The sequence below is a fragment of the Variovorax ginsengisoli genome (genome assembly GCF_030811835.1).
Taxonomy (GTDB): domain Bacteria; phylum Pseudomonadota; class Gammaproteobacteria; order Burkholderiales; family Burkholderiaceae_C; genus Variovorax; species Variovorax ginsengisoli_C.
Genome location: NZ_JAUSRO010000008.1, coordinates 1 through 12,852 on the forward strand (window position 1 = coordinate 1; position 12,852 = coordinate 12,852).

At 66.9% G+C, this 12,852-nt stretch carries 8 protein-coding genes; all 8 read left to right on the forward strand.

Annotated elements, in window-relative coordinates; genetic code table 11:
• Window positions 1-352: 352 nt before the first annotated feature.
• The 8 genes from J2W36_RS13515 (at window position 353) to J2W36_RS13550 (ending at window position 12,848) form a co-directional block, all read left to right on the forward strand.
• Window positions 353-646 (forward strand): hypothetical protein, encoded by a 294-nt coding sequence (locus J2W36_RS13515; RefSeq protein WP_307690263.1) that lies wholly within the window; start codon window positions 353-355, stop codon window positions 644-646.
• A 307-nt stretch (window positions 647-953) separates the two neighbouring features.
• The gene (gene bcsD / locus J2W36_RS13520; protein WP_307690264.1) at window positions 954-1,430 is read left to right on the forward strand and encodes a cellulose biosynthesis protein BcsD; all 477 of its coding nucleotides are present in this window, start codon (window positions 954-956) and stop codon (window positions 1,428-1,430) included.
• Entirely contained in the window at window positions 1,427-1,870 is a 444-nt protein-coding gene (locus J2W36_RS13525) for a hypothetical protein (RefSeq protein WP_307690265.1), read from the forward strand. The genes bcsD and J2W36_RS13525 overlap by 4 nt, the downstream gene beginning before the upstream one ends.
• 2 nt (window positions 1,871-1,872) lie before the next feature.
• Window positions 1,873-2,661, forward strand: coding sequence for a cellulose biosynthesis protein BcsQ (bcsQ, locus tag J2W36_RS13530; protein WP_307690266.1), 789 nt, complete (start codon window positions 1,873-1,875; stop codon window positions 2,659-2,661).
• 37 nt (window positions 2,662-2,698) lie between these two features.
• The gene (gene bcsA, locus J2W36_RS13535; RefSeq protein ID WP_307690267.1) at window positions 2,699-4,885 is read left to right on the forward strand and encodes a UDP-forming cellulose synthase catalytic subunit; all 2,187 of its coding nucleotides are present in this window, start codon (window positions 2,699-2,701) and stop codon (window positions 4,883-4,885) included.
• Window positions 4,886-4,944: 59 nt separating this feature from the next.
• Window positions 4,945-7,227, forward strand: coding sequence for a cellulose biosynthesis cyclic di-GMP-binding regulatory protein BcsB (gene bcsB / locus J2W36_RS13540; RefSeq protein WP_307690268.1), 2,283 nt, complete (start codon window positions 4,945-4,947; stop codon window positions 7,225-7,227).
• Window positions 7,228-7,248: 21 nt separating this feature from the next.
• Window positions 7,249-8,487: a cellulose synthase complex periplasmic endoglucanase BcsZ gene (gene bcsZ, locus J2W36_RS13545; RefSeq protein WP_307690269.1), complete on the forward strand. Its 1,239-nt coding sequence runs from the start codon at window positions 7,249-7,251 to the stop codon at window positions 8,485-8,487.
• Window positions 8,463-12,848, forward strand: a complete 4,386-nt coding sequence (locus J2W36_RS13550) for a cellulose biosynthesis protein BcsC (RefSeq protein ID WP_307690270.1) — start codon at window positions 8,463-8,465, stop codon at window positions 12,846-12,848. The genes bcsZ and J2W36_RS13550 overlap by 25 nt, the downstream gene beginning before the upstream one ends.
• The last annotated feature ends 4 nt before the right edge of the window (window positions 12,849-12,852 follow it).

A 12,852-nucleotide genomic window follows, 5' to 3' on the forward strand; every position in this document is an offset into this window, starting at 1 on the left:
CCTCCACGCGTTGCAGGCCTTCGACCCGGATGTCGCGCACGGTGAAGGGCTCCACGGCCCAGGCGGCCGTCGCGGCCAGGGCACTGGCGACCACCATCACGGCAGTCGCGGCCAGACCAGCGACGTCGGAGCGACGAAAAATACGGTTCATTTGACTAATCGACCGGCAGCGGGGCCGGCCTGTTCGGGGCACAAGGCGCCGATGGTCGATGCCAACTTTGGAGGAATGTTGAAGCTGGGTGCGGCGGCAGGCCGCCGACCGCTGGCCGGGTTAAGCAATTCACATTGCCCGCCCTTGCGCGTCAGCGCAAAATCGCCAGCGCCCGATCAATGTCCTTCCAGAGAACCTTTCATGGCTGCAGCACCGTCCACCAACACGACCGCGCCCACCCCTCGCCGCCGTTGGCTGTGGCTCGTTGTCGGGGTGAGCGTGCTGGTGCTGGTCGCCCTGTACGGTGTCCTGAGCTTGCGCGACGGTGGGCTCCGAATCGCGGACCGCGATGCCAACAAGCGTGCGGCCATGGAACTCTGCTGGAAAGAACAAGCGACCCTCAAGCCCGGTGAGCGCCTCGAAGGCGGCGCTTGCGACCGAATGGAACGCTTGTTCCAGCCCAAAATCGACGCACAGGCCTACGGTGGTTCTTGAACGGCGGTGCGCAGTTCGCCGCAATCACGGTTCGCAAAAGCCGACGACAGACCTTTAGCCGTGCGTCCCCGTCGACGGCACAAGGCGCATGAAGCGGGACGTATCAAGCGGGGTGCATTCACCCACAATAATCCTCTGACAGCGTTACAAATCCCTTCCAGAAAAAAGTGCCAAATCCGGCATAAATTCACAGAATTTGACAACTCGAAGGGTTGATCGTTGTCATGCGACAGCACTCTTTGGATGTTTCTTAACAAACGTTGTCAGTGATCGCCACGTCCGTGACAATTGGTAAAGCGTGGAATCTATGACTTCGACTGACTCACTTCTCGGCTATTACGAACGCAATGCATGCTCGCCCCAGTGGCTGGAGTTCAACAGGGGGTTGGCGCTCGAATTGAGCGCCGGCTTGCCGTCCGAAGAAATCAGGGCGTTGTTCAAGCGTATCGGCAGCCACATGGCTCAGGCGATGCCCCTTGCGCGATGTGACTCGCTGCAGGAACTGCAGGCGGAATTCAACGCCCGCTGGGCATCCATCGCATGGGGTTTCAGCAGCCTGCGCGAGGAAGAGGACTTTCTCGAAATCATCCACGCCTGCAGCCCGCTGGCCGTGGCCTTCGGCCCCGCGTCGTCGGAATGGATCTCCGGATTCTTCGAAGGCGCCTACCAGGTTTGGTTCGCAGCGCAAGGGATTCCGTCGGTGCTCCGCGTGCGTGCCGAGGAGCCCGCCATCACGTCGGCAGCATCACAGATCGTATTGAGATTGAGCAGGGTCCACCCATGAAAGAGGACGACGAGCAGGGCGAAGACATCGCCGGTCTTTTCAAGAAGTTCGGCGGCGACGCCAAAGGCTACCGTGAATTCGACCATACGCCAGCCGATCAGGAGTCGCCGTGGCGCCTGTTGCCGGGTGGCCATTCGGCCGAAACGCCGGTGATCGCGCCAGCGCCACCTCCACTTGCGCCTCCTCCGGCCGCACCGCCTGCACTGGTGGTGCCGCGTGCTGCCGCACCGGCTCCTGTGCCAGCCTCCGTTTTTGCAACGGCAATGCCCCCCATGGCCGCACCCGTCGCCGTGCCCGAGCCAGCCAGCGTGCCGGCCACACCGGTCACGGCCCCTGCAACGCGCCCCCTGGATGTCCTCTTCGCTCGCCTCGCCGCCGAGACGGCCGCTCCCGCAGAAGCAGGCCACACCCTGCTGTCGCGCTGGCGCCGGCCGTCCTGACGATGCGGATCGTTGCCGTCATAGCAGCCAAGGGAGGGGTAGGCAAGACCACCGTCACCGCCAACCTGTGCACCACGCTGGCCGAGGCAGGCCATCAGGTGCTGGCGATCGATCTCGATCCGCAGAACGCGTTGCGATTTCATCTTTGCGCCGATGTGCAGGCCTGCGAGACGGGCCTGGCGCAGGCCATCTCAGGCGAACACGCCTGGATGAAGGTCATCCAGCCCGCACGCAGCGGCGTCCTGCTGCTGCCTTTCGGTGCCATTGACGACGAGCGCCAGTTCGAGATCGAGCAGTACCTGGCGTCCTACCCAAACTGGCTGGGTCAACTGCTCGCCTCCTTCGGCATGCCCGAGGAGACGCTGGTGCTGATCGACACGCCGCCAGGCCCGTCGGTCTATCTGCAGCAGACATTGAGGGTCGCCCACTTCGACGTGGTGACAGTGCTGCCCGACGCGGGCTCCTTTGCCACGATGCCCATCATCGATCGCGTGATCGCCAAGTACGGCACTCAGCGCAGTGATTTTCTGGGGAGCGGTTATCTGGTCAACCAGATCGACCCAGGCAAGCGCCTGAGTCGCGACGTGCTTGAACGGCTGCGCCAGGATCTGGGCAGCCGGTTGCTCGGCGCCATCCACCAGGACCAGGCCGTGAGCGAAGCACTGGCCTCGGCGCTGACTGTGCGCTCCTACGCGCCTCATTCGCAGGCCGCGCAGGACATCTCCGAATGTGCCGACCGTCTGGTCGAGCGCCTCGCCATCGCCGAGCCTTCGCGCTGGCGCCCTCATTGAACATCTCCGCCGCCACTGAACGTCCGAGCACGTCCTCATGAAGAAAACCTCTCCTCACCGAACCGGGCGTTCCAGCCAGGGACTGGCGCTGTTCGAACGCCAACCCTTGCGCGCGATCGCGTGGATCGTCACCCTGCTCGTGCTCGGCGCGCTGGTCGTCACGCCGATGACGCTTCAGCAGCAGTTGACCCTGTCGATCGGCGTGTTTGTCCTGGCGCTGGTGATCAACCGTGCGAAGGGCCGTTACGCCAGCCTGGCGATGATTTTCCTGTCGGTGATCGTGTCCTCGCGCTACATGTACTGGCGCGTGACCGAGACGATGTTCATGGACAACCCGCTGGACCTGCTGCTCGGCCTGGGCCTGCTCGTCGCTGAAATCTACGCTTTCGTGGTGCTGCTGCTGGGCTATGTGCAGACCGCCTGGCCGCTCGAGCGCAAGCCGATTCCGCTGCCGGAAGATTCGTCGACCTGGCCGACGGTCGACGTGTTCATCCCCACCTACAACGAGGCCCTGTCGGTGGTGCGCTCGACTGTGCTGGCCGCCCAGTCGATCGACTGGCCGCAGGACAAGATCAAGATCCACGTGCTGGACGACGGCCGCCGCGCCGAATTCCGTGAGTTCTGCCAGCAAGTGGGTGTGGCACACGTCACGCGCGACAACAACCGCCACGCCAAGGCCGGCAACATCAATGCCGCACTGAAGAACACCACTGCCGAGTTCGTCGCGATCTTCGACTGCGACCACATTCCAACGCGCTCCTTCCTGCAGATCGCCATGGGCTGGTTTGGCCACGACCCGAAGCTGGCCATGGTCCAGCTGCCCCACTATTTCTTCTCGGCCGACCCGTTCGAGAAGAACCTCGACACCTTCGGCACCGTGCCCAATGAAGGCGAGCTGTTCTACGGTCTGATCCAGGACGGCAACGACCTGTGGAACGCCACCTTCTTCTGCGGCTCGTGTGCCGTGCTGCGCCGCACGATGGTCGAGGAAGTCGGCGGCATCGCGGTCGAAACCGTGACCGAAGACGCCCACACCGCGCTCAAGCTGCACCGCCTGGGCTACAACACCGCCTACCTGGCGCTGCCGCAGGCTGCCGGCCTGGCCACCGAAAGCCTGTCGGGCCACGTGGGTCAACGCATTCGCTGGGCGCGCGGCATGGCGCAGATCTTCCGCATCGACAACCCGATGTTCGGCCGCGGCCTGAAGTGGCCGCAGCGGCTGTGCTACGTCAACGCGATGCTGCACTTCCTGTACGGCCTGCCGCGCCTGATCTACCTGACGGCGCCGTTGGCCTACCTGCTGTTCGGCGCGAGCGTGATCCATGCGTCGGCGTCGATGATCTTCGCGTACGCGTTGCCGCACATCTTCCACGCCAACCTGACCAACAGCCGCATCCAGGGGCGCTTTCGCTACCTGTTCTGGAACGAGGTGTACGAAGCCGTGCTGGCCTGGTACATCTTCCGCCCGACGTTGGTGGCGCTCATCAACCCCAAGCTGGGCAGCTTCAACGTGACGGCCAAGGGCGGCCTGATCCAGAAGGAATACTTCGACACGTCCATCGCCAAGGCCAGCCTCTTCCTGCTGGCGCTCAATTTCGTGGGCGTGGTGGCCGGCCTCTGGCGCCTGACCTGGGTCGACCCGGACAACATTGCCACCGTCTGGCTGAATCTGGCGTGGACCTTCTACAACCTGGTGATCCTGGGTGCCTGCGTGGCGGCAGCCAATGAGTCGCGCCAGCTGCGTGGCGCGCACCGCATCGCGCTGCGCATTCCGGCCGCCCTGCACTTCCCGGACGGCCACTCGCTGCGCTGCCACACCTATGACTTCTCCAGCAGCGGCCTGGGCATCGACCTGCCGGCCGACCTGAGCGCCGAGGACGGCGCACCGCTGGAGGTGGCGCTGTTCCGCGGCGAGGTCGAGTCGCGCTTCCCGGCGACCGTGCGCTTCAGCCGCGGCAAGCGCATCGGCGTGCAGTTCGAGCCACTGAGCTTTGCGCAGGAGCGTGCGCTGGTGCAATGCACGACGGCCCGCGCCGACATCTGGGCGGCACGCTGGGGCAACCATCCCCGCGTGGCCGCGCACAAGGTGATCGGGCACATCGCCAGCATCAGCATGGTGGGTTTCCGCCAGATGTTCGCCCACTACTACCACGCGAGCGGACGCAAGCTGCGACGGCTGACAGGTGGCGGCGCAGAACCGGCCACGGCCAAGAAACCGTCCTGATCCACCCACTGCCCATCGATTCGTTCATCTTGATCCGGCCAGCTTCCGACTTCACAACCATGATTTACCGCAACACGAAACTGACCACGGCTGTGGCGCTCGCCCTGATGGCATGGACCGGCGGCCTGGCCCCACTGGCCTGGGCCCAGACGCGCGCGACGGCGGCGCCTGCGCCGGGCGCACCCGCCCTGCCGGCGCTGGCCGTGCCCGCCGCGCCGGTGGGCAATGTGCGCGAACTCAACCTCACACAGCTGGGCATCGACTACGCCATCAAGCTGCGCGGCATCAATGGCACTGTGGGCATTCCATTCAGCGTGCGGGCCGACGAGCTCATCACGGGTGCTTCGCTGCGTCTGAACTACGCGTATTCGCCTGCGCTGATTCCGGAGCTGTCGCACCTCAAGGTGAGCGTGAACAACGTGCTCATCAGCACACTGCCGGCCGCGCGTGCGGATGCGGGCAAGCCGCTGTCGGTGGAAATCCCGATCGACCGCCGCCTGATCACCGAGTTCAACCGCATCGACGTCGAGCTGATCGGCCACTACACCCGGGAATGCGAAGACCCGGTGCACACCAGCCTGTGGGCCACGGTGGACGCGTCGACCACGCTGCGCCTGAACGTCTCGCCGCTAAAGATCGTCAACGACCTGGCGGTCATGCCGCAACCCTTCTTCGACCGGCGCGACGTGCGCCGTCTGAACCTGCCTTTCGTGTTCGGCAATGCCAACGCCAATGCCACGCTGGAGGCCGCAGGCATCCTGTCGTCGTGGTTCGGCGCACTGGCCGGCTACCGCGGCGCGACCTTTCCTGTGAGCAACGGCGATCTGCCGATGGGCAATGCCGTGGTCTTCGCCATGCCCGAATCGGTCATCAATGGCCTGACGCTGCCCCCCATCCAGGGGCCGGCGCTGGCCATGGTCGATCACCCGCAGGACCCCAATGCCAAGCTGCTGCTGGTGATGGGCCGCAACCCGGCCGAGCTGCGCACGGCGGCCTCGACGATGGCGCTGAACAATCGCGCGCTCACCGGCGCGAACGCCGCCATTCCCGAGTACGAGCAACCGGCGCCGCGCAAGCCCTACGACGCACCGCGCTGGCTGTCGAGCGACCGTCCGGTGCAACTGGGCGAGCTCGCGCAGGCGGCGGAGTTCACGGTCGCAGGCTACACGCCGAACGTGATCCGCGTGAACATGCAGCTGCCGCCCGACCTGTTCACCTGGCGCAGCCGTGGCGTACCGCTCGACCTTCAGTACCGCTACACACCGCGCGTGCAGGCCGACCAGTCCACGCTCAACCTGAACGTCAACGACACCTTCATCGGCTCGCTACCGTTGCGCCCCGGCTTCCCGACCGGCGACCACTGGTGGAACCCGATGACCGCCAAGCTGCTGCCCGACGGCACAGTGGCCGAACGCAAGGAGGTGCTGCTGCCCACGCTGGCCATGGGCTCGCGCGCCCAGCTGCAGATGCACTACTACTTCGAGCCGGCAGCCAGCAACTGCAAGCCGTTGCTGGACAACGTACGCGGGGGCATCGACCCGACATCGACCATCGACGTGTCCAAGTTCCCGCACTACATCGCCATGCCGGAGCTGGCCGCGTTTGCGAACAGCGGCTTCCCGTTCACCCGGCTGGCCGACCTGGCCGACACGGCGGTGATCCTGCCAGACCAGCCTGAGCGCACCGACACCGAGACCTACCTGGCGGCCATGGGCCAGCTGGGCAACGCCACGGGTTATCCCGTGCTGCGCGTGACGGTGGGCCGTGCGTCCAACGCGAACGAGCTCAGCGACAAGGATCTGCTGGTGATCGGCAGCCTGCAGAATCAGCCGCTGTTCACGCAGTGGGCCGCGCAGATGCCGCTCAAGCGCAACAGCGCCGCGCAGCAGTTCCGCATCGGCAGCTGGATCGACGACACGCTCAACCTGGTCACCGGCACCCGCAAGCGGGAAGACTTGCCGTCGGCCACGCAGTTCTCGATTGCCGACGACGGCTCGGACGCTGCCATCGCCGGCTTCGAGTCGCCGCTGCGCGCGCAGCGCAGCGTGGTGGCGATGGTGAGCACCCCCCAGTCGCAGCCCGCGCTGGTGAACGCGCTGATGACGCCCGATCTCATCAAGCGCATCCAGGGCAGCATGACGCTGGTGCGCGGCTCGCAGGTCAACAGTCTCCTGAGCGGCGACACCTACTACGTGGGCCGCCTTCCCCCCTTTGCCTGGCTGCAGTGGAACCTGTCACGCAGCCCGGTCATCCTGATCGGCCTGGTGCTTGCGCTGGCACTGCTTGGTGCAGCCGCCGCCTACGCCAGCCTGAAGCTGCGCGCACGCGCCCGCTTGCGCTAGACCGCGCCCCTCACCTTCTCCATGAATTTTTCCGAACAAGACGACCCGCACCCGTTCGCATCCCGACGACGACGGCTGCTGCAAGGCATGGCGCTGGCGTCGCTTGCCGCCGCCTTGCCCGCACGCGCGCAGTCACAACAGGCGTCGCAACCTGGACCGCAATCGGGCAGTTGCGTGAACACCAGCGACTGGCAGGCCTTTGCAGCGCGCCACATCCAGGTGGATGGGCGCGTGGTCGATTTCGACACGCCGCAGCAGCAGTCCACCTCCGAAGGTCAGTCGTACGGGCTGTTCTTCTCGCTGGTGCACAACGACCGCAATACCTTCAACCGCGTGCTGCAGTGGACCCACAAGAATCTCGCCGGCGGCGACATGGCCAAGCGCTTGCCTGCCTGGCAATGGGGACGCAACAATGAAGGCGGCTGGGGCGTGCTCGACGACAACTCGGCGTCCGACTCCGACGTGTGGATCGCCTACACGCTGATCGAGGCTGCGCGACTGTGGAAGGAACCGTCGTACCAGCGGCTCGGCCGCACGATGATGGCGATGGTGGCGCGCGACGAAGTGATCAAGCTCGACGGCCTCGGCCAGATGCTGATGCCCTGGCCGCGCTCGGTGGCACGCGGGCCGAACTGGCGCCTGAACCCGAGCTACGTACCGATCCAGCTGCTTCGCCGTTTTCACGAAGAAGACCCCAGCGGTCCCTGGAACGAGATCATCCAGAACGCCATGCGCATGTTCGGCGCGGTCACGCCACAGGGCTACGCGCCCGACTGGTGCGCCTGGTCTTCGGACAGCAAGAGCTTCGTGGCCGATCCACAGAAGGGTGCCGTCGGCAGTTACGATGCGATCCGCGTCTACCTCTGGGCCGGCATGCTGCACCCGCAGGACCCGACGCGCAGCCTGTTGCTCAAATCGCTGTATGGTCCGCGCCGCGCCATCGAGGCGCAAACGATGGTGCCCGAATATGTCGACACCGCTACCGGTGCGCCCCGTGGCACCGGTGGCGTGGGCTTTGCCGGCGCGCTGCTGCCTTACCTGAAGGCCCAAGGTCTTGGCAACCTGGCCGAGGTGCAGCTCACCCGCATCCGCAATCGCATGGGTGACGGAAAAACCGGCAGCGTGCTGCCGCTTCCCTATTACGAGCGCATGCTCATTCTTTTTGGCCTGGGTTGGTACGAAGGTCGCTACGCTTTCAGCAAGACCGGCCAACTGCAAACTTCCTGGAGACTCCTATGTCCGTCCGACCGACCCGCGTGAGCCTTCGTGCACGCAGCTTCAGGGCGACGGTGCGCACCCGTTCCACCGCGAGCCAACTGATCGCCTCGATCGGCCTGATCGGCAGCCTGTTTGCCAGCGGCGCGCTGCATGCGCAGGCCGACGCCAGCGCTGCGCTCATCGAGCAAGGCAACTATTGGCAGAACATGGGTCGCGCCGACCTCGCGGAAGAGAGCTGGCGCAAGCTGCTGCGCGTCGACCCGCAGTCCGCCGATGCGCTGTACGGCATGGCACAGATCGAGCTCGGCCGCGGCAATGCCGAACCGGCACGCACCTGGATCAACCGCCTGCGCGCCGCACACCCGAACGACCCTCGCGCGGTGCGCCTGCAGCAGCAGGCCCAGCAAGGCGGCGTGCCGACCAGCGACCTGCAGCGCGCGCGCGCCGCGGCGCAGGCCGGCCGCGCGGCAGAAGCCCTGCAGCTCTACCGCAGCGTCATCGGCAACAACCCGCCACCGGACAACCTCGCGCTCGAGTACTACCAACTGCTCGGTGGCACGCCCACGGGCTGGGATGAGGGCCGCAAGGGCCTAGAACAGCTGGCCAAGGACAAGCCGGACAACCTGAACGTGCGCCTGGCCCTGGCGCAGCTGCAGACCTACCGCGAGCCCACGCGCCGCGACGGCATCCGCAGCCTCTCGGCGCTGTCCAAGCAGGCGGGCGTCGGCACGGCAGCACGCGCCAGCTGGCGCCAGGCGCTGATCTGGCTCGATGCACGTGCGCCGGATGCACCGCTCTACCAGGAGTTCCTGAGCACGGCGCCCGACGCCGCCGTCTCGGCACGCCTGGAAAGCCTCACTGAAACCAAGACCGCGGCCACGCCGGCCTCGCCTTCCGCACAGCCGCTGAGCGAAGGCTTCAAGGCGCTCGACCGCGGCGACCAGACCACGGCCGAAGCACGCTTCCAGCAGGCACTGCGCCTGCTGCCCGGCGACAGCGAGGCACTCGGCGGTCTCGGCCTCATCCGGCTGCGCCAGGAGCGCTTCGCGCAGGCCCAGGAATACCTCGAGCAGGCCTCGCGCACCGGTGGGCGCAAGTGGAACCAGGCGCTGCAGAGCGCCACCTACTGGAACCTGATCGGCCAGGCCACCGCGGCGCGCCAGCGCAACGATCTCGGTGGCGCGCAGTCGCTGCTCGAACGCGCGGTGCGCATCGACGCAAAGGAACCGGTCGGCCAGACCGCCCTGGCCGATGTCCGCCTGGCCAACGGCGAACTGCCGCAGGCCGAGCAGGGCTACACCCGCGTGCTCGAGGCCAAGCCGGGCGACCCGCAGGCCATTCGTGGCCTCATCAACGTCTACACCCAGCAGGGGCGCGCCAACGAAGCGCTGGCGCTGGCCCAGCGGCTCACGCCCGAGCAGGCCGCCCAGATCGGTGGCCTGCAGAACGTGCGCGTCGACCAGGCCCGTGCCCAGGCACGCCAGCAGAACGAGGCCGGCGACCCGGCCGGCGCCCAACGCACGCTGGAGGACGCCATGCTGACCGCGCCGGACAGCCCGTGGATCCGCCTGGACCTGGCCAACATCTACCGGCGCCAGGGCCTGACTGCCCAGGCGCGCGGCGTCATGGACGGCCTGCTGATGTCGCAGCCGGACATGCCCGACGCGCTGTATGCGAGCGCCCTGCTCGCCTCCGACGCGGGTGACCCGATTTCCGGCCTGCAGTACCTCGAACGCATTCCGCCGAACACGCGCACGCGCGACATGACGCAGTTGCAGCGCAAGCTCTTCGTTCAAGGCCAGGCGCAGCAGGCCCAGGCCCTGGCGCGCTCGGGCCAGGCCGGTGCCGCGCGCGGCCTGCTGGCCCAGGCCGAGAGCTCGTTGGGCAACGACATTCCAGCCGAACTCTGGGGCCAGCTTGCGAGCGCCTATGCCGAAATCGGCGACGCACCGCGTGCCTTGGCCATGAGCCGCCAGCTGCTCGCCCGCAGCCCGAACCCGCCCATCGGCGACCGGCTGCTGTACGCCTCCATTCTGGTGAAGACGAACCAGGACATCGAGCTGGCGGCCCTGCTGCGCAACCTGCAGGCCACCAACATGACGCCGGCACAGCGCGCGGACTTCGACAACCTGCGCGTGTCGTACAGCCTGCGCCAGACCGATGCGCTGCGCGAGGCCGGCAACCTGGAGGCGGCCTACAACGCCATGGCGCCGCTGTTGGCGGAACGGCCCAACGACACGCAGGTCATGGCTGCCCTCGCCCGCCTGTACAGCGCTGCGCGCGACGACCAGCAGGCGCTGGCGCTCTACCAGCGCATCCTGCAGCGCACGCCGACCGATCTCGACACGCTGCTGGCGGCCTCCTCTAGCGCCACGGCGATCAAGGACTACGGCAACGCCGAGAACTACGTCATGGCCGCGCTCAAGCAGGCGCCCGAGCAATCACGCGTATTGGCCGCGGCCGGACGCATGTACCGCGCCGCTGGCGACAACGGCCGCGCCGAACAGTACCTGCGCGCGGCCGTCGCAGCCGACAACCGCGCGGCCGGCGGGCTGGGCACCGCTGGTGCACGCGGCACCGGCGGCGGCATGCCAAGCGGCAACCCGTTCGCGGGCATGACCGGCGGTGCGCAAACCTCCGCCTCCCCGTTCGGCCTGTCGCAGACGTCCGCGTCCTCGCAGGCGGCCATGCCTGGCGTGCCAGTCTCGCCCTTTGCCGGAATGCGGGGCAACAATCCCGCCGCAGCGCAGGCTGCCGTGCCAGTGAGCATGCAGATGCCCGCAGCGACTGCAGCGGCGCCCGCGTCCACTGCGGGCATGCCGTGGGCATCTGGCGCCTCTAGTGCGCCGGCCGCGACATCGAACACGGCGGCCGGCAAGCGCTCGGCCACCACCGCTTCGCGCACCACGCAGCGCAACATCGCGGCCGGCAACATGCGCGCGAACGCCACGGCTGCTGCGCCGACGGCCAACGCCGCCGGCAACTGGCAGCCGCCGCCGGCGACCATGCAGCAGCCATCGCAGGCCCCGATCTATGGCGGCTATCCGGTACAGACCGCCGAGGCGCTGCCCGTGCCCAGCCAGTACCCGCGGCCTGGCAGCAGCCTGGCCAACGATCCGGGCTGGACGACGCCGCCGCTCAGCAACCTCGGCGCACCGGCCAATCCGCTGCTGTCCGAGCTGCAGGAACTGCAGGCCGAGCGCAGTACCGTGGTCACCGCAGGTACCGTCTATCGCAACCGTGCGGGCGAAGGTGGGTTGAGCAAACTGTCGGACCTCCAGATTCCCATCCAGGCCCGCATTCCCGTGGGCAGCGGCAAGCTGGTGGTGAGTGCCACGCCCACGGTGCTCGATGCCGGCTCCATGGCTTCGGACTACGCCACCACCAGCCGCTTCGGCGGCGGACCGCAGGCCGCGCTCAACCAGTCGCTGGGCAGCGTGCGCGCGCCGGAATCGCAAAGCGCGAGCGGCATCGGCCTGAGTGTGGGCTACGAGGGCAAGAACCTCAATGCCAGCATCGGCACCACGCCGCTGGGCTTCCAGGAAACCAACGTGATCGGCAATGTGGGCTACACCGGTGCGCTGACCGACAGCCTGTCCCTCAAGGCCGACCTGTCGCGCAAGCCCGTGACCGACAGCCTGCTTTCCTTTGCGGGCACCGAGGACCGGCGCACGGGCGACAAGTGGGGCGGCATCGTCGCCACCGGCGGCAGGCTCGACCTGACGCATGACGACGGCACCTATGGCATCTACGGCTATGGCTCGTACAGCTCGATCACGGGGCTGAACGTGGCCGACAACACGCGCGCCGAAGGTGGCGGCGGGCTCTACATGCACATCCTGCGCAATGCGGGCTCCAGCCTCACGGCCGGCCTGAACATCGGCTTGATGGGGTACGACAAGAACCTGAGCTACTTCACCTACGGGCACGGCGGCTACTTCAGCCCGCAGCGCTATGTGAGCGTGGCCTTCCCGATCGACTGGCAAGGACGCAGCAACCGCCTGGCGTGGCGCGTGAACGCCTCGCTGGGTCTGCAGTCGTTCAAGCAGGACGATGCGTCGTACTTCCCGACCGACGCGGCGCGCCAGGCCAACGCAGTGGCCGCCAATACCTCGGCGACCTCGCTGGGGCTGACCAGCGGCACGTTCACCGGCGTGTACACGGGCACCACCCACACGGGCTTCGCTTACAACTTTGCCGGTGTGCTGGAGTACCAGTTGGCGCCGCAGCTGTATCTGGGCGGTTCTGTCGGCCTGAACAACGCGCAGAACTACCGGCAGGTCACCGGCGGCCTGTACCTGCGCTACATGTTCGGGGTGCCAGGCAATTCGTTCTCGGCACCGGGTGCCGGCACGGGCGGCACGCTCGCGCCGGTCACTTCACCCTATACGCCGCTGTTGTAGCCTG